Source organism: Streptomyces sp. NBC_00158 (assembly GCF_045160885.1).
Classification (GTDB): Bacteria; Actinomycetota; Actinomycetes; order Streptomycetales; family Streptomycetaceae; genus Streptomyces.
The window spans coordinates 1,038,456-1,055,754 of sequence record NZ_CP108161.1 but is presented as its reverse complement, the minus strand read 5'-3'; the positions used below and the strand labels follow the sequence as shown (position 1 = coordinate 1,055,754).

Genomic DNA, 17,299 nt, shown 5'->3' with positions numbered 1-17,299 from the left:
CGGTAGTCGAGCCGGGCCTTCCCGATCAGCCGAGGTCGAAGACGTTCCGCAGGCCGAGACGGTAGCGCCACAGGTCGTGCCGCTTCGACGGCTCCAGCTCCGCCGGCCGGTGCCGGGGGATCACCGCGCACCGCGCCGCCCCCGAACCGTCCCGGTCCAGCAGGGCGTTGACGGCCGCACGGGCCGACGCGTTCGCGCCCTCCATCGTCGCGAGGTCGATGTCGACGGCCACGTAGTCCCCGCTGAGGAAGAAGTTCGGGACGCGGGTGCCCGCGCTCGGCCGGTCGTGGAAGGTCCCGGTCGGGTGGATCAGCAACTCGTCCTGGTTGGTGGGCGCCGGGGTGCCCAGCCCGTCCACGCCCGGGTCCAGGAACCAGGAGTGCAGCGTGCGGTCGGCCAGCACGGTCCGGCCGGTGTCGTTGAGGGAGGCCTTCAGCTGCGCCCACACCTCGCGCGCCACCTCCTCCCGGGTGCACTGCTTGGCCGTCTTCCCGTACAGGATCCCGGGCCTGTCCCACTCGGAGACGTCCACCGACAGGCAGTCCACGGCCGTGCCGTCGCCGTAGTCGGCCGGGAAGTCGCGGGCCGGCCAGTGCTCCGCCTGCTGGATCGCCGTCAACGACCAGGGCGAGTCGATGCAGTTGAGGTGCCCGTGGACCAGCGGGGCGCGCTCGGTCAGATAGAACTGGATGCCGGTCATCCAGTCGGTCCGCAGCCGGTCGCAGCGCCCCAGCATCGGGTCCGCGGCCCGCAGCGCCGCGCTCCAGGTGCGGCGGGCGTGCTCCACGGGCAGGGCGCTGACGTAGTGGTCGGCGGTGACGGTCCGCCGGGCCCCGTCCGGGTCCAGGACCGCGACCCCGCTCACGCGGCCGTCCCCGTACCGCACCTCCTGGACGGTCCAGCCGATCCTGAACTCCACGCCGAGGGAGCGCAGGTGGCGTTCCCACGGGTCGATCCACGCCTCGTTGGTCGGCAGGTTCAGGATCCGGTCCGGCGGGCCGTCCGCGCCCAGGCCGAGCGCGTTGCAGACGAAGGCCTCCCCGAGGGTGCCGACCGTACGGGTCGAGGCCTCCTCGGCCTTGGTGGCCACGATGTTGCGGGTGATGCCCACGGCGAGGATGCGCTGGTACTCGGTGGACATCCGCGCGGCCCGGGTGAACTCCCACCAGGGGGTGCGCTCCCACACCTCGTCGCGGCGCTCGTCGCAGCTGGTGAGGAAGACCAGCACCCGGTTCACGAAGTACGCGGTCTCGTGCGCGGGCAGCCGGACCAGGGACTCCAGCATCCCGGTCAGGGCCCGCCGCAGTTCCTCCGGCGTCAGCCCGGCGGGGGAGTGGCCGGGCCAGGGGATGGGCGCGCGCAGGTCCTCGCGGCCGGCCGCCCGGGCGAACATCATCTCCGGCGGGGCCACCAGGTTGTCCCACACGCCGTTCGCGTTGCCGGGGAAGGGGATGCGCCGCATGGTGTCCGGCAGGTTGTGGTAGATCCCGGGGATGAAGCGGAACCCGTGCTCGGCGGGGAGCGGTCTGCGGCCGCCACGGGCGCTGCCGGGCACGTCCATGCTGCGGGCCTTGCCGCCCAGCGCCCGGCGCTCGTACACGGTGACGGCGTAGCCGCGCTCCGCGAGCTCGTGCGCGGCCGTCAGCCCGGCCACACCGCCGCCCAGGACGGCGACGGTACGCGCGGCCGGGGCGGGCGGCGGGCCGGCGGCGGCCGAGGCGGGGGCCGCGAGGGCGCCCAGGGCCGGGAGGGTCCCCGTGGCGGCCGCCGCGCCCGCGATGAACGTGCGCCTGGAGCTTCCTGGGGTGCGCGCACCCGCCGCATCCCCCGTGCTGCCCTTGCCGGCCATGCCCGCCTCCTGGTTACCGGTGGTAATGCTCGGTCCGGCGCTGGAGCATAGGGCGGGCGGCGGAGCCCCGGAAGCATCGTGAAGCACCCGGGCGCACTATGGCGGGAAAGGTTCACCACGGCGCACGCCGTGGAAAACTGACAGCACATCACGGGACGACGGGCGAGAACCCGGACGGGAACACGGGGAAGGAGACAGCGGATGCCGAGCGACCCGCTTTCGCAGAAGGAGATCGAGGACCGGCTCCGGGAACTCCCCGGCTGGGCCTTCGGCGACGACCGCATCGAGCGCACCTACCGGGTCGGCACGCACCGGGACGCCGGCGCCCTGGTCGCCCACATCTGCGCGGTCCAGGACGAACTGAACCACCACTCCGAGCTCACCCTCGGCTACAACACCGTCCGCCTCTCGGTGAACAGCCACGACGCCGGCGACGTCGTCACCGAACAGGACTTCGGCCTCGCCGAACGCGTCGAGGCCCTCGCCCCCGCCCACGGCGCGAGCTGACGCCGCCCGCGTACGGCCGGCGTCAGACGGGTTCCAGCCGCCACCACTGGGAGGGCGAGTCGGTGTCCTCGCCCTGCCGGACCCGGCCCCCGCCCTCGGCCTCCAGCGGCAGCCCGCTGATGCACGCCACCAGCGACACCACCCCCGGATCGTCCAGGTGCTCCTCCACCAGCCATTCCTGGGCGCCGAAGGCGTTGGCCCGCCACACCTGGACCCGGGCCCCGCTCTCGGTCGAGGCGTTCGCCACGTCCAGCCGCCGCCCGTTGTCCTCGCTCACCACGTGGAAGACCCCGCCGCCGCTGTGCACGGCCGAGATCCGCCACCGCCGGGCCGCCTCCGGAGCGGGCGGCCCGTCCGGGCCGACCCGCACCCGGGAGGCGCCCTCCAGCTGGAGCACGAGCCCGCTGTCCACGTTGCGGATCCGATACGTCCCGTCTTCGAGGCTCACCGGCGGCTCAGACGTCGAAGACGGCCGGATCCGGCCCGATCCGGTGCCCGCCCGCGCCCAGCGCGTCCAGCGCGGCCAGGTCCTCGGCGTCCAGCTCGAAGCCGAAGACGTCCAGGTTCTCGCGGATCCGGGACGGCGTCACCGACTTCGGGATCACCACGTTGCCCAGCTGGAGGTGCCAGCGCAGCACCACCTGCGCGGCGCTGCGCCCGTGCTTGGCGGCGACCGAGACCACCGCCGGGAGCCCGAGCAGCTCCTTGCCCTGGCCCAGCGGGGACCAGGCCTCGGTGGCGATGCCCAGCGACGCGTGCAGGGCGCGCAGCCCGGCCTGCGGGAACAGCGGGTGCAGCTCGATCTGGTTCACCGCCGGCACCAGCGCGCTCTCCGCCCGCAGCCGCTCCAGGTCCTCGGGACGGAAGTTGGACACCCCGACCGCCCGGGCCCGGCCGCTCGCCGCGATCTCCTCGAAGGTCTTCCAGATGGTCAGGAAGTCGTCGCGCATCGGACGCGGCCAGTGGATCAGGTACAGGTCCACGTGGTCGAGGCGCAGCTTGCCGAGCGAGTCGTCGAAGGCCCGCAGCGTCTCGTCCCGCCCCCACCGCTGCTTGGAGCCGTTCCACAGCTTGGTGGTGACGAAGAGCTCCTCGCGCGGGATCCCGGACGCGGCCAGGGCCTTTCCGGTGCCGCGCTCGTTGCCGTACACCGCCGCCGTGTCGACGCTTCGGTAGCCGGCCTCCAGCGCGGTCGCGACGGCCTTCTTCGCCTCGGAGTCCGGCACCTGCCAGACGCCGTAGCCGAGCTGGGGCATGGACGTGCCGTTGTTGAGCAGGACGGCGGGCACCTGGTTCACGTCTGGTCGTTCCCTCGGGTTCGCTGGAGCGGTAGGGCTGCGCCGAGCCACGGGCCACGGTGCACGAGGGACGACAACCGGCCCCCGCCCACCCTATTCCCGCCACCCGCCGGCCACCCGCCGGCCGCGCTCGGAGGCGCGTCGACGCCCCCGAGCCGCCCCGCCGCCACCTCACGCCGTCCCCAGGTACGCCTCCCGCACCCGCCGGTCCGCGCGGACCTCGGACGGGGTGCCCTCCGCGAGGACGGAGCCCAGGTCGAGGACGACGACCCGGGTGCAGAGGTCCATCACGAACGCCACGTTGTGCTCCACCAGCAGCACCGCGCAGCCCTCCTCCTCCGCCAGCCGCCGCACCACCCCCGCGAGCTGCGCCCGCTCCGGCGCCGACATCCCCGACGCGGGCTCGTCCAGCAGCAGCACCCTCGGCGGGTCCGCCACCGCGCGGGCCAGCTCCACCATCCGGGCCTGCCCGACCGGCAGCCCGCCCGCGTACGAGGCCCCGAGCGCGCCGATCCCGCAGTCGGCCAGCACCCGCCCGCCCCGCTCCCGCCGGGCCCGCTCCCGGGCCCGGCGGGCGGGCAGGGCCAGCAGGTCGGCGGCCGGGCCGCCCCCGCCGCCCCGCCACTCCTGGGCGACGAGCACGTTGTCGGCCACGCTCAGCTGCCCGAACAGCTGCTGCCGCTGGAAGGTCCGCCGCATCCCGTGCCGGGCACGCCACACGGGCGATCGGCGGGTGACGTCCGACCCGTCGAGCAGGATCCGCCCCCGGTCGGGGCGCCGGATCCCCGACAGCACGTCGAACAGGGTCGTCTTCCCGGCCCCGTTCGGCCCGATCAGCCCGCACACCTCCCCGGCCCGCACCCCGAGGTCCACCCCGGCCAGCGCCCGGACCCCGCCGAAGCTCACGCCGATCCCGCTCGCGCGCAGCACATCGCTCATGGCGCCATCCCCAGGTAGGCCTCGGTCAGCCGCTCCTCCTCCACCTCGGCCCGGGGGCCGCACCAGGAGACGCGGCCCTGGGCGAGGTAGGCCACCGTGTCGGCGATCCCGAGGATCTCCGCGGCCTTCTCCTCCACCAGCAGCAGGGCGGTGCCGGCCCCTCGGAGCTCGGTCAGCAGCGCGTACACCTCTTCCACGACGCGCGGCGCGAGCCCGAGCGAGGGCTCGTCCGCGATCAGCACCGCCGGGGGCCGCTGGAGCAGCGGGGCCAGCGCGAGCATCTGCTGCTCCCCGCCCGACAGCGCCCCGGCGGCGACGGCACGCCGCTCGCGCAGCCGGGGGAAGCGGCCGTACACGGCGTCCCGTTCGCCGGGGTCCTCCAGGTACAGCGCCAGGTTCTCCTCGATGGTGAGGGCGGGGAAGATCCCGCGGCCCTCGGGGGCGAGCAGCACCCCGGCGCGCGAACGCCGTACGGGCCCCTCGCGGGTGGCGTCCCGTCCGGCCACGGAGACCGTCCCGCCGGTGGCCGGCAGCAGCCCGGCCGCGACCCGGCAGGCGGTGCTCTTCCCGGCGCCGTTGGGCCCGAGCACGGCCAGGATCTCCCCGCGCCGGACGGCGAGGTCCACCCCGTGCAACACGGTCCCCCCGTCGTACCCGGCGGTGACCCCGCACAGTTCGAGCGCCGGCGCCCCACCGGCCGCTGCCGCACGCGGCCGCGGAACCGCCCGGACGCCCGAGCCCGCCCCGCCGGCCGGACCACCTCCGCCGCGGGCACCCCCACCGCCTCCGGCACGGGCTTCGGCTCCGGTACCAGCTGCGGCACGGGCTGCGCCTCCGGCTGCGGCTTCGCCACCGCCTCCGGCTGCGGCTTCGCCACCGCCTCCGGCTGCGGCTTCGCCACCGCCTCCGGCTGCGGCTTCGCCACCGCCTCCGGCTGCGGCTTCGCCACCGCCTCCGGCTGCGGCTTCGCCACCGCCTCCGGCTGCGGCTTCGCCACCGCCTCCGGCTGCGGCTTCGCCACCGCCTCCGGCACGGGTTTCGGCACGGGCTGCGGCACCGGCTCCGGCACTGCCTCCGGCCCCGGCACGGGCTGCCGCTTCGGCACCGCCTCCGGCACCGGCCGACGGGCCTTCGGCCCGTGCGTCGTCCCCACCTGCCCTGTTGCCGCGCACCGCTTCCGGGAGGCTGCCGGACGCCGGGGAAGGGCGCGGGGCAGGTGGCCCGGCGGCGGGTTCGGCCTCCGCGGCGCCGCTCGGCACGGCCGCCGCCGTGCCAGCTGCGGCGGCGGCTGCGGCTCCGCCCGGGCCCGCGGGGGCCGGGCCGGCCCCGGCGGGGCCCGGCCGGCCCCCGCTCCGCCCGGCCAGGGCAAGGGCTCGGGAACGCCGTAGCGGCCCGGCCGCGCAGTAGCCGTCCGGGTCGTTGGCCAGGGCCAGGCCGGCCAGGCCGAAGAGGATCACCGGCAGGTGGGCCGACTCCGTCACGTAGTCCGACAGCAGCCGTGGGGCCACCGCGAACACCAGCCCCGCCACCACCGCGTACGGCCCCCGCCGCACCCCGGCCGCGACCACCACCGCCAGCCACACCAGCCCCGTCATGGCGGTGAAGTCCGTAGCCGTGATCCGGGTGTTGTACGAGGCGTACAGCACGCCCCCGAACCCGGCGAGCCCCGCCGACAGGGTGAACAGCAGCAGCTTCGTCCGCAGGACGGACACCCCGGAGGCCATGGCCGCCGCCGGGGCCGAGCGCACCGCCAGCATCGCCCGCCCCGACGGGGAGTCCCGCAGCGCGCCCAACGCGGCCGCCACCAGCGAGACCAGCACCACCAGGGCCAGGCCGAACGCCCGGTCGTCGGTCAGGTCCACCGGCCCGATCACCGGCCTCGGCACCGCCCAGCCCGCGTCCCCGCCGCGCAGCCACCGCATCTGGAACAGCACCTGGTCGGCGAGGAACGCCAGTGCCAGGGTGGCCAGGGCCAGCGAGCGCCCGCCCAGCCGCAGCGCGGGCAGCGCCACCAGCGCCCCCAGGGCGGCGGCCACGCAGGTCCCCGCCGCCAGCGCCACCGCGAAGGGCCAGCCGCGGCTCATCAGCAGCCCCGCCACCAGCGCGGCCCCGGTGACGAAGGTGGCCTGCGCCAGCGAGACCATCGCGCCGAGCCCGGTCACCACCGTGAAGGACATGAACACCAGGCCGACGGCCAGCCCCTGCGCCAGCAGCCCGCTCCAGAACGGGGTGGTGACGGTGTAGAAGGCCGTGCCCAGCAGGACGGCGCCCGCCGCCCACACCCCCCACCGCCGGCCCCAGGAGGCCCCGGCCAGATGGTCGGGCGGCGGCGGTTCCACGGCCGTCACCCCCGCGGTGCGGGCCCGCCGGGTCAGCACCAGCAGCCCGCCGAACAGGATCAGGAACGGCACCGCCGTCCGGAAGCCGGTGATCCCCTCGGCGAAGGAGGCGTACCCGGCGACGAGGTTCTGCACCACCCCGAGCCCCAGCCCGCCCGCGAAGGCCAGCGGTACGGACGCGAACCGCCCGAGCACGGCGGCCGTCGCCGACACGAAGAGGAACAGGGTGAAGTCGTGCGCGGACAGCCCCAGCAGCGGAGTGGCGAGCACCCCGGCGAGCCCGGCCAGGGCGGAGGCGATCATCCACGCCACCGACGACAGCCGGTCGGCGCTGATCCCGCGCAGCTCGGTCAGCGAGCGGTCGTCGACGGCGGCCCGCAGCCGCAGCCCCAGCCGGGTGTGCCGCAGCAGCACCCACAGGGCGGCCGCCACCACCGCCGTCACCACCCAGGTGATCAGCTGGTCGGAGTCCACGCCGACGCCGTCCGCGAGCTGCCAGGACCGCGCCGGGCTCGGCCCGACCCCGGGCAGCCCGAACTGGTTCTCGGCGGGCTTCAGTGGCAGGCCCGCCTCCGTCAGGACCTCCACCGCCCACAGCCCGGCGGCCGGCAGGGCCACCAGCAGGCCGATGGTCGCCACGATCTGGGCGGTCTCCCCGACCCGCGCGAGCCGCCGGAACATCAGCCGGTCCAGGCCCCACCCGAGGCCGGGCGCCAGTACGCACACCACCAGCAGGGCGGCCGGGACGGCCGGCCAGCCCAGGCCCGAGTGCAGCTCGTAGAAGGTGAGCGCGCACAGGTAGGCGGTGGCTCCGTGCGCGAAGTTGAAGAGCCCGGACGCCGAGTACGACAGCACCAGCCCGGTGGCGAGCAGTGCGTACAGGGCGCCGGAGACCAGGCCGCTCAGTACGAAGACGAGCAGGTCGCCCATGCCGCCGCCCCTACTTGAAGGGGATCGGCTCGTGGCACTCGAACGGCACGGAGACCTCGTACCGCCCGCCCTTGAGCTGTACGAGGGCTCCGCAGCCGAAGCTGTCCTTCTGGCCCTTGGGCTCGGCGCGGTCGCCGACGAGGGTGCCGGTGTCGGAGAAGCTCTGGGCGGCGTTCTGGAAGTGCGTGGTGGTGAGGTCCTTGCCGGCCTTCCGGGCGATGGAGAGGAAGAGGTCGGCCGACATGTACCCGGTGAGCATGTGCATGTTCAACGGGACCTCCTGTCCGCCCGAGGCGGCTTTGATGTCGGCCTTGAACTGCTTCATCTTCGGGCTGTCCGACTCGAAGGGCTCGAACTGGAGCAGGACGTGAACCCCTTCGAGGGCCTGCCGGGTGGCGTCCTTGGCGAGCAGCCCGGGGTCGTAGTCCGTCGGGTCGGAGATCACGCCCTTGTAGCCGGCGCGCTTGAGGGCGGTGAAGAGCCCGATGTTGTTCGGGGTCTGCATGACCGAGACGACGGCGTCGGGCGCCTTTCCGCCGGCGCTCTCCATGATCTCCTTGACGTACGCGCTCCAGTCGCTGGGCACGGCCGTCGCGGGCACCGAGGCCTTGGCGTACGAGACGGTGAACCCGGCCGCGGCGAAGCCCTGCTGGAAGGTGCGGATGCCGAACTTGCCGGCGTCGCTGTCGTTGGCGATGACCGCGACCGACTTGCCCTTGGCCGCGCCGAGGACCTTGGCGATGCCCTCGGGCCAGGTCTGGTTGAGGGTGCCGCCGGGGGAGGGGACCAGGCAGCCGTTGAACCCGTAGATGTACTTGGGGCCGCAGAAGGAGGGCAGGGTGCCCCAGCCGAAGGTGGGGACCTTCTCCTGTTCCAGGAAATCGGCGCCGGAGAAGGTGACCGAGCTCATCGGGGCGACGGCGAAGACCTTGTCCTGCTGGACGAGTTTGCGGGCCGCCGCCAGGTTCTTCCCGGGGTCCTGGCCGTCGTCCTCCGCACCGATGTAGTCGATCGTGCGCCCGTGGACGCCGCCCTCGGCATTGGCCCGGAGGTAGCGGGCCTTCGCCCCGAGGTCGGTGTCCTTCTTGCTGTATCCGCTGGCGCTGGTCATCGACACGATCCCGCCGACCTTGATGGTCTTGTCGGTGACCCCGCGCTGCCCCCCGGGCGCGTCCCCGGACCTCCCCGGCACCGTCTGGCCGGAGGTGGAGGCGGAGTTGCAGGCGGAGACGAGCGCGAGCACGGCCGCCGAGGCGGCCAGGACGCGGATGGGTCGCGACATGGGTGGATCCCCTCCGTAGGAATCCCCGCATTCTGTGCGTGACCTGACGCACCGTCAATATCCTCTGCGGAAAGAAATGACGACCCGTCAGATGATGCGTACGGTCGGTGTCTACGACGGGTACAGGCCCGCGACCTCCCGCTCGTACGCCTTCTCGATCGCCCGCCGCTTCAGCTTCAGCGAAGGCGTCAGCAGCCCGCGCTCCTCCGTGAACTGCTCGGCCAGCACCCGGAACGCACGGATCCCCTCCGCCTGCGACACCAGGGTGTTGGCCGCCACCACCGCCCGCCGCACCTCCGCCGTCAGGTCCGGGTCCCCCGCCACCTGCTCCGCCGTCCGCTGCGGCAGCTTCCGCATCGACAGCCAGTGCGCGACCCCCTCCATGTCCAGCGTCACCAGCGCCGCGACGAACGGCCGGTCGTTGCCCACCAGCACGCACTGCGACACCAGCGGATGCGAACGCACCCGCTCCTCCAGCGCCGCCGGGGCCACGCTCTTGCCGTTGGAGGTCACCAGGATCTCCTTCTTGCGCCCCGTGATGGTCAGGTACCCGTCCCCGTCCAGCCGGCCCAGGTCCCCGGTCGCCAGCCAGCCGCCGCGCAACACCTCCTGCGTGGAACGCGGATCCCCCAGGTACCCCGAGAAGACGTGCCCCCCGTACAGCCACACCTCCCCGTCCTCGGCGATGTGCACCGTACTGCCCGGGATCGGCAGGCCCACCGTCCCGTACTTGACCGCCCCCGGCGGATTCGCCGTCGCCGCCGCGCAGGACTCCGTCAGCCCGTACCCCTCGAACACCGTGACCCCGGCCCCGTCGAAGAACAGCCCCAGCCGCCGCGACATCGCCGACCCGCCCGACATCGCGTATCGCACCCGGCCGCCGAGCGCCTCGCGGACCTTCCCGTACACCAGCTTCTCGAAGACCTGGTGCTCCATCCGCAGCGCCGCCGAAGGCCCCGGCCCCTTCCCGAACGCCTTCTGCTCACGCGCCTCCGCGTACCGCACCGCCGTCTCCACCGCCCGGTCGAACGGCCCCCGCCGCCCGTCGGCCTCCGCCGTCCGCCGCGCCGCCGCGAAGATCTTCTCGAAGACGTACGGCACCCCCAGCACGAACGTCGGCCTGAACGCGGCCATGTCCGGCAGGAGTTCCGCCGCGGCCACCGCCGGCTGGTGCCCCAGCTTCACCCCGGCCCGCACCGCGGCCACCTCCACCATCCGCCCGAACACGTGCGCAAGCGGCAGGAACAGCAGCGTCGACGGCTGCTCCCCGCCCGGCCCCGCCCGGAACACCGCCTCCCACCGCGCCACCAACGTGTCGGCCTCGTACATGAAGTTGGCGTGGGTCAGCACACAGCCCTTGGGTCGGCCCATGGTCCCCGAGGTGTAGATGACCGTCGCCACGGCGTCCGGGGTCACCGCCCCGCGATGGCGGTGCACCACGTCCTCGGCCACCCCCCGCCCCGCCGCCACCAGCTCCTCCACCGCCCCCGCGTCGAGCTGCCACAACAGCCGCAGCCCCGGCAGCCGCTCGATCACCGAGCCGACCGTCATCGCCTGGTCCTCGTCCTCCACCAGACAGCCCGTGCAGGCGGAGTCGTACAGGATCCAGTGCACCTGCTCCGCCGACGAGGTGGGGTACACGGGGACGGGCTGCGCCCCGATCGCCCACAGCGCGAAGTCGAACAGCGTCCACTCGTACCGCGTACGGGACATCACGCCGACCCGGTCCCCGAACCGGACCCCTTGCGCCAGCAGCCCCTTGGCCAGCGCGAGCACCTCCCCGGCCAGCTGACGGGCGGTCACGTCCCGCCAGACCCCGTCCGTCTTGCGCCCGAGCACCACGTGCTCCGGATCCTGCCCGGCGCGCAGGAAGACGGTGTCGGCCAGACCTCCGGCCGGTGCGCCGGTGACCAGGGGTGGGACGGTGAACTCGCGCAAGTTCCGCTCCTCTGCGTGCAGGGCGCCGCGACGCTACCTCAACCGCACCCGCGCCCGGCACCCCCGCGGAAACCTCCACAAGATCCCCCCGCCCCGAAATCCCCCACGACCTGCGACGAACGCAGGCCCGGCGCTCGCGGCGGGGCGGGCCATCTCCCCCGCGAGGGGGTGGGGGCGGGTCGGTGGGTGGGTACGCCGGCTCGTGGGGGCAGGTTCGACGGCCCGGCCGGAGCGGGGCGGGGCGGTGTTGGCCCTGGGTGTGCCGGGCTGCGCGGCGCGCGCGGTCGCGGGACGCGGGGGCCCGCGGGTTCGCCGGGCGATGGTGGGCTCCGGTTGCGGGGCGGGGTGTGAGGGGCGGTATCCCCTGGGGCGGTCTCTGAGCGGCCTTGGGGGTTTCCCGTCAGTCCCATCGTCCTTCCGTGTCGGGCCGGCCTGTCAAGGGCGCTCCCTTCGGTCGCGTCGCTTCGCGATGGCCTTCGGCCACCCTTGACAGACCGACCCGCCCCGGAAAGCCGAAGAACTGCCGGGAAACCCCCAAAAGAACGGTCACGGGGAAGAGGGTGAGGGACGGCCTCGTCAGCGATGAGGCGAGGGGCCGGGGCCCGGCCCGCCGGGCATCCGAGCCCTCAGAAGTCCCCATGCCGAGCCAGGGGCGCGTCTACCCGCACGAAAAACCGACCAGAGCCCCCTGCGGAGCACCCAAGCGCGCCAGATCGCTACGCGCTCCTCCCGTCTCAGCGTCCGGCGTCCGCCTTGGGCTGATACCTGCACCAGAAGACGAACAGAGCAGCCTGGGCGGCGGCCGAGCGCGGTAGATCGCTACGCGCTGCCCAGATCTCGGCGACCGGCCGCCGCCTGGGGCTGGCACCCGCACCAGAAGACGAACAGAGCAGCCCAGGGTGCTGGGGGGCGCGTCAGATCACTACGCGCTGCCCAATGCTTGGCGGCTGGCGGCTGGCGGCTGGCGGCCGGCGGCCGCTCTTGGGCCGCTCTTGGGCTGCTCTTGGGCTACTCTTGGGCTGCTCTTGGGCCGGTCATGATCCGGTCATGGGTCAGAAAGAAGGCTCAAGCGCCCCATTTGTCCATTTTTGGGGGCTGTGGTGAGGTCGGAAGGGTCTCTGTCGGAGTCTGCGGTTGAAAAAGGCGTCCGCAGAGTCCGACAGACCGCCAAAGACCCTGCGGGAGGGTCGATTCGCCGCTCGAAGGTGGCCTTCCGCCCAATTTCTCGTCCGCACCAGCACCAAACGGCCGCCAGTCGCCGATATCTGGGCAGCGCGTGGTGATCTGTCGCGCCTGCCGTGCCCCGATGGGGGCCAGCGCATCATTTGGCGCAGGTATCAGCCCCAGGCGGCGGCCAGTCGCGGAGATCTGGGCAGCGCGTAGCGATCTACCGCGCCCGGAGGCCTCCCGGGGCTGCTCTGCCTGTCCTCTGGTGCAGGTATCGGCCCAGGACGGTCGCCGGACGCCGAGATTTGAGGAGCGCGTAGCGATCTGTCGCGCCCACCGGCTTCCCGCGCTGCTCTCCTCGTCTTCCGGTGCGGGTATCAGCCATGGGCGGTCGCCGGACGCCGAGACGGGAGGAGCGCGTAGCGATCTGGCGCGCTTGGGTGCTCCGCAGGGGGCTCTGGTCGGTTTTTCGTGCGGGTAGACGCGCCCCTGGCTCGGCATGGGGACTTCTGAGGGCTCGGATGCCCGGCGGGCCGGGCCCCGGCCCCTCGCCTCATCGCTGACGAGGCCGTCCCTCACCCTCTTCCCCGTGACCGTTCTTTTGGGGGTTTCCCGGCAGTTCTTCGGCTTTCCGGGGCGGGTCGGTCTGTCAAGGGTGGCCGAAGGCCATCGCGTAGCGACGCGACCGAAGGGAGCGCCCTTGACAGGCCGGCCCGACACGGAAGGACGATGGGACTGACGGGAAACCCCCAAGGCCGCTCAGAGACCGCCCCAGGGAGCGCCGCTCCCCCACCCCACCGCCCCGCAACCGGAGCCCACCATCGCCCGGCGAACCCGCGGGCCCCCGCGTCCCGCGACCGCGCGCGCCGCGCAGCCCGGCACACCCAGGGCCAACACCGCCCCGCCCCGCTCCGGCCGGGCCGTCGAACCTGCCCCCACGAGCCGGCGTACCCACCCACCGACCCGCCCCCACCCCCTCGATCGCCCCTACGCCGGGCGGCTCAGGCGGTCGCCGCCTGCCAGGACGGCGGTTGCCAGGGCTTCCGCCGCCGGGGTGGGACGGCGGCCCTGGAGCAGGGCGAACTCCACCGGCCCCAGTTCCGGCAGCCCGCCCACCCGTACCAGCCCCGGCGGGATCAGGCCCCGGGTGTGCGCCATCACCCCGAGCCCCGCGCGGGCCGCCGCGATCAAGCCGCTCAGGCTGCCGCTCGTGCAGGCGATCCGCCACGCCCGGCCGTCCCGCTCCAGGACCTCCAGGGCCCGCGCCCGGGTGATCCCCGGCGGCGGGAACACGATCAGCGGCACCGGACGCTCCGGGTCCACCCGCAGCCCCTCGGCCCCGATCCACACCATCCGGTCCCGCCACACCAGCCGGCCCCGCTCGTCCCCCGGCCCGCGCCGCTTGGCCAGCACCAGGTCCAGGCGGCCCTCGTCCAGCCGCTCGTGCAGCGTCCCCGACAGCTCCACCGAGAGCTCCAGGTCCACCTCGGGGTGCTCGTGCCGGAACCCCTCCAGGATCTCCGGCAGCCGCGTCAGTACGAAGTCCTCCGACGCCCCGAACCGCAGCCGCCCCCGCAGCCGGGTCCCCGTGAAGAAGGCCGCGGCCCGCTCGTGCGCCTCCAGGATGGTCCGTGCGAAGCCCAGCAGTGCCTCGCCGTCCTCCGTCAGCCCGACGCTGTGCGTGTCCCGGACGAAGAGCGGACGCCCCGTGGCCTCCTCCAGCCGCCGGACGTGCTGGCTGACCGTGGACTGCCGCACCCCGAGCCGGGCCGCGGCCTGCGTGAAGCTCAGCGTCTGGGCCACCGTGAGGAAGGTGCGCAGCTGGACCGGGTCGTACATGCCCCCAGCCTAGGCGGTCATCGTGTTCCGTGATGGCAGTCAGTGTGGTGTGCGTGTTTCCCGATGACCGTCGACCCGCGACGATGGTCGTACCCCTCGCCCTTCCCCGTACGACAGCAAGTGAGCACCCCCATGCGACGCCCCCGCCTTCCCGCCTGGCTGCCCCTGGACCCGTACATACTGGCCCTGCTCGCCACCGTGGGCCTCGCCGCGCTGCTGCCCGCCCGGGGCGTCGGTGCAACCGTCGCCGACGGGGCGTCCACCGCCGCCGTGGCCCTGCTCTTCTTCCTCTACGGGGCCCGGCTCTCCACCCGCGAGGCCCTCGACGGCCTGCGCCACTGGCGGCTCCACCTCACCGTCCTGGCCTGCACCTTCGTGCTCTTCCCGCTGCTGGGCCTGGCCGCCCGGCTCCTCGTTCCGGGCCTGCTCACCCAGCCCCTCTACGGCGGCCTGCTCTTCCTCTGCCTGGTCCCCTCGACCATCCAGTCCTCCATAGCCTTCACCTCGATCGCCCGGGGCAACGTCCCCGCGGCGATCTGCGCCGGCTCCTTCTCCTCCCTCGCCGGCATCCTCCTCACCCCGCTCCTCGCCGCCGCCCTCCTCGGCAACGACGCCGGCGGCTTCTCCCTCGACTCCCTCCTCAAGATCGTGCTCCAGCTGCTGCTGCCCTTCCTCCTCGGCCAGGGGCTGCGCCGCTGGGTCGGCGGTTTCCTGGCCCGCAACAAGAAGGTCCTCGGCTACGTCGACCGGGGCTCGATCCTGCTCGTCGTCTACGCGGCCTTCAGCGCGGGCATGGCCGCCGGGGTCTGGCACCAGGTCAGCCTCCCGCGCCTGGGCGCCCTGATGGCGGTGGAGGCCGTACTCCTCGCCGTGATGCTCCTCGCCACCTGGTACGGGGCCGCGCGCCTCGGCTTCGGCCGCGCGGACCGCGTCGCCATACAGTTCGCCGGGTCGAAGAAGAGCCTCGCCGCCGGACTGCCCATGGCCAGCGTCCTGTTCGGGGCGCAGGCCTCCCTCGCGGTGCTGCCGCTGATGCTGTTCCACCAGATGCAGCTGATGGTCTGCGCGGTCCTCGCCCGCCGCCGCGCGCGGGACCCGGAGGCCGTCCTCCAGGACCAACTCGACGCCCGCCGTGTGGTGGAGGTCTCGCCCGGGGTCCAACCCCCCGCCGCGCAGGGCCGGTAACGTGCGGCAGTGACCTGGATACGCCCGCTCGCCGCCACCGCCCCGCGCCCCTGCACCCTCGTCGTCTGCCGGGGCTGCTGCTGCGGGGACCCCCGCAAGAACCCCGGCACCGACCACGCCGGACAGCTCGCCCGGCTGCGCGAGGCCGCCGCCGCGTCAGGAGGGAGCCTCGCGGTCCGTACGAGCGACTGCCTCGGGCCGTGCGCACAGGCCAACGTGATCGTGGTCCAGCCCACCACCGAGGCCCGCCGGCGCGGGGCCCGGGCCGTCTGGTTCGGCTTCGCCCTGGACGACACCGCGACGGACGAGATCATCGCCTGGGCCGAATCCGGCGGCCCCGGCACCACCCCGCTCCCCGCCACCCTCGACCTGCACCGCATCGACCCCCCGGAGCCGAAGCAGCCCGCCAGCCCCCGCCGGGGCCGCCGCCGCTAGGCCGTCTTTCGGAAGTGCGGACGCGGCCGGGGCGGCGGGCGTGGCGTCGGGATTTGCGCGGGCCGCCGGGTCATGATGGCGCCGTGCGACTTGATCACGTGTCCTATGCGGTGGCCCGCGACAGCTTCGTCTCCACCGTCCAGTGGATCGGATCGGCCCTCGGCGCCGGGTTCGTGGACGGGGGCGTGCACCCGCGGTTCGGCACCCGCAACTTCATCCTCCCGCTGAGCGGCGGCACCTACGTCGAGGTCGTCACCACGCTCGACCACCCCGCCGCCGACCGCGCACCCTTCGGTCAGGCCGTCGCCCGCCGCGCCGCCGAGGGCGGCGGCTGGCTCGGCTGGGTGGTCTCCGTGGACGACATCACCCCGGTCGAGGCCCGCCTCGGCCGCACCTCGTCCGAGGGCCACCGCGTCCGCCCCGACGGGTTCGACCTGCGGTGGAAGCAGATCGGGCTGCTGGAACTGATGGAGGACCCGCAGCTGCCCTACTTCCTCCAGTGGCTGGTCCCCACCGAGGAGCGCCCGAGCGCCGACCCGCGCACCTCCACCGCCATCCACGGGGTCTCCATCGCCGGCGACGCGGCCTCCATCGCCGAATTCCTCGGCGAACCGGCCGACCACCCGCTCGACCAGATCGACGTCACCTGGGTCGAGGACGAGGAACCGGGTCTGGTCTCGGTCGAGTTCTCCACCCCCAAGGGCCCGGTCACGATCTGACCGGGGGCCTACGGTGTGTCCGCCTGGACAGCCGCGCCCGGGAGGACGATCCGCTGCTCGCCCGCGTACACGTTCATGTCCGGGCCCCGCAGGAAGCCGACCAGGGTGAGCCCGGACTCCAGGGCCAGGTCCACCGCCAGCGAGGACGGCGCCGAGACCGCCGCCAGGACCGGGATGCCGGCCATGACCGCCTTCTGCGCCAGCTCGAACGACGCCCGGCCCGACACCAGCAGCACCGACCCGGCCAGCGGCAGCCGGCCCGCCTGGAGCGCCCGCCCGACGATCTTGTCCACGGCGTTGTGCCGGCCCACGTCCTCCCGTACGTCGAGCAGCTCGCCCTCCGCCGAGAACAGCGCGGCCGCGTGCAGCCCGCCGGTGCGGTCGAAGACCTTCTGCGCCGCGCGCAGCCGGTCCGGCAGCTCGGAGAGGAGTTCCGCGGGGACGCGTACCGGGTCGGCGGCGAGCCCCGGGAAGCGGGTCGCCGTGCGGACCGCGTCCAGGCTGGCCTTGCCGCACAGCCCGCAGGAGGACGTGGTGTAGACGTTCCGCTCCAGCGTGATGTCCGGAACGGGAACCGAGGGGGCCAGCTGCACGTTGACCACGTTGTAGGTGTTGGACCCGTCCTCGGTGGCGCCCTCGCAGTACGTCACGGCCTGGACGTCCGAGGTGCGCGCGATGACGCCTTCGCTGACCAGGAAGCCTGCCGCCAGCGCGAAGTCGTCCCCCGGGGTACGCATCGTGATGGCCAGCGGCTTGCCGTTCAGCCGTATCTCCAGCGGCTCCTCCGCGACCAGGGTGTCGGGCCGGACCCCGGCCGCACCACCCCGGATGCGTACGACACGGCGCCGCTCGGTGACCCGTCCCATCGTGAT

The 17,299-nt window shown here is 73.9% G+C and carries 13 protein-coding genes; 4 read left to right on the top strand and 9 right to left on the bottom strand.

Annotation, left to right across the window (positions count from 1 at the left end):
• Positions 1–25 precede the first annotated feature (25 nt).
• Positions 26–1,849 (bottom strand): FAD-dependent oxidoreductase, encoded by a 1,824-nt coding sequence (locus tag OG553_RS04820; RefSeq protein ID WP_405977769.1) that lies wholly within the window; start codon positions 1,847–1,849, stop codon positions 26–28.
• A gap of 201 nt (positions 1,850–2,050) precedes the next feature.
• On the opposite strand from OG553_RS04820, the gene OG553_RS04815 reads away from it, so the two are divergent.
• Positions 2,051–2,356, top strand: coding sequence for a 4a-hydroxytetrahydrobiopterin dehydratase (locus OG553_RS04815; RefSeq protein ID WP_405977768.1), 306 nt, complete (start codon positions 2,051–2,053; stop codon positions 2,354–2,356).
• Between the two features lie 22 nt (positions 2,357–2,378).
• On the opposite strand, the gene OG553_RS04810 is transcribed toward OG553_RS04815, so the two are convergent.
• The 7 genes from OG553_RS04810 to OG553_RS04780 all read right to left on the bottom strand — a co-directional run bounded on the left by OG553_RS04810 (position 2,379) and on the right by OG553_RS04780 (position 14,088).
• Positions 2,379–2,804, bottom strand: coding sequence for an RICIN domain-containing protein (locus OG553_RS04810; protein WP_405977767.1), 426 nt, complete (start codon positions 2,802–2,804; stop codon positions 2,379–2,381).
• Positions 2,805–2,811: 7 nt separating this feature from the next.
• Positions 2,812–3,654, bottom strand: a complete 843-nt coding sequence (locus OG553_RS04805; RefSeq protein ID WP_405977766.1) for an aldo/keto reductase — start codon at positions 3,652–3,654, stop codon at positions 2,812–2,814.
• A gap of 171 nt (positions 3,655–3,825) precedes the next feature.
• Positions 3,826–4,593: an ABC transporter ATP-binding protein gene (locus OG553_RS04800; RefSeq protein WP_405977765.1), complete on the bottom strand. Its 768-nt coding sequence runs from the start codon at positions 4,591–4,593 to the stop codon at positions 3,826–3,828.
• Positions 4,590–7,862, bottom strand: coding sequence for an ABC transporter permease subunit (locus tag OG553_RS04795; protein WP_405977764.1), 3,273 nt, complete (start codon positions 7,860–7,862; stop codon positions 4,590–4,592). Before OG553_RS04795 ends, OG553_RS04800 begins: the two co-directional genes overlap by 4 nt.
• Before the next feature lie 10 nt (positions 7,863–7,872).
• A complete protein-coding gene (locus tag OG553_RS04790; RefSeq protein WP_405977763.1) occupies positions 7,873–9,144 on the bottom strand; it encodes an ABC transporter substrate-binding protein in 1,272 nt (423 codons plus the stop codon).
• A gap of 111 nt (positions 9,145–9,255) precedes the next feature.
• Positions 9,256–11,082, bottom strand: coding sequence for an AMP-dependent synthetase/ligase (locus OG553_RS04785; protein ID WP_405977762.1), 1,827 nt, complete (start codon positions 11,080–11,082; stop codon positions 9,256–9,258).
• Between the two features lie 2,154 nt (positions 11,083–13,236).
• Positions 13,237–14,088: a LysR substrate-binding domain-containing protein gene (locus OG553_RS04780; protein WP_405977761.1), complete on the bottom strand. Its 852-nt coding sequence runs from the start codon at positions 14,086–14,088 to the stop codon at positions 13,237–13,239.
• A 132-nt stretch (positions 14,089–14,220) separates the two neighbouring features.
• Here OG553_RS04780 and OG553_RS04775 point away from each other — a divergent pair, with 132 nt between their 5' ends.
• The 3 genes from OG553_RS04775 (at position 14,221) to OG553_RS04765 (ending at position 16,427) form a co-directional block, all read left to right on the top strand.
• Positions 14,221–15,273 (top strand): bile acid:sodium symporter family protein, encoded by a 1,053-nt coding sequence (locus OG553_RS04775; protein ID WP_405977760.1) that lies wholly within the window; start codon positions 14,221–14,223, stop codon positions 15,271–15,273.
• A 9-nt stretch (positions 15,274–15,282) separates the two neighbouring features.
• A complete protein-coding gene (locus OG553_RS04770) occupies positions 15,283–15,708 on the top strand; it encodes a (2Fe-2S) ferredoxin domain-containing protein (RefSeq protein WP_405977759.1) in 426 nt (141 codons plus the stop codon).
• An 83-nt stretch (positions 15,709–15,791) separates the two neighbouring features.
• Positions 15,792–16,427 (top strand): VOC family protein, encoded by a 636-nt coding sequence (locus OG553_RS04765; RefSeq protein WP_405977758.1) that lies wholly within the window; start codon positions 15,792–15,794, stop codon positions 16,425–16,427.
• 8 nt (positions 16,428–16,435) lie between these two features.
• On the opposite strand, the gene fdhD is transcribed toward OG553_RS04765, so the two are convergent.
• The gene (gene fdhD, locus OG553_RS04760) at positions 16,436–17,293 is read right to left on the bottom strand and encodes a formate dehydrogenase accessory sulfurtransferase FdhD (protein ID WP_405982958.1); all 858 of its coding nucleotides are present in this window, start codon (positions 17,291–17,293) and stop codon (positions 16,436–16,438) included.
• Positions 17,294–17,299: the final 6 nt, after the last annotated feature.

Bases quoted from the DNA above. Each gene is read 5' to 3' on its own strand.
- OG553_RS04820 (WP_405977769.1), bottom strand. From the start codon at position 1,849: ATGGCCGGCAAGGGCAGCACGGGGGATGCGGCGGGTGCGCGCACCCCA.
- OG553_RS04815 (WP_405977768.1), top strand. From the start codon at position 2,051: ATGCCGAGCGACCCGCTTTCGCAGAAGGAGATCGAGGACCGGCTCCGG.
- OG553_RS04800 (WP_405977765.1), bottom strand. From the start codon at position 4,593: ATGAGCGATGTGCTGCGCGCGAGCGGGATCGGCGTGAGCTTCGGCGGG.
- OG553_RS04790 (WP_405977763.1), bottom strand. From the start codon at position 9,144: ATGTCGCGACCCATCCGCGTCCTGGCCGCCTCGGCGGCCGTGCTCGCG.
- OG553_RS04795 (WP_405977764.1), bottom strand. From the start codon at position 7,862: ATGGGCGACCTGCTCGTCTTCGTACTGAGCGGCCTGGTCTCCGGCGCC.
- OG553_RS04780 (WP_405977761.1), bottom strand. From the start codon at position 14,088: ATGTACGACCCGGTCCAGCTGCGCACCTTCCTCACGGTGGCCCAGACG.
- fdhD (WP_405982958.1), bottom strand. From the start codon at position 17,293: ATGGGACGGGTCACCGAGCGGCGCCGTGTCGTACGCATCCGGGGTGGT.
- OG553_RS04775 (WP_405977760.1), top strand. From the start codon at position 14,221: ATGCGACGCCCCCGCCTTCCCGCCTGGCTGCCCCTGGACCCGTACATA.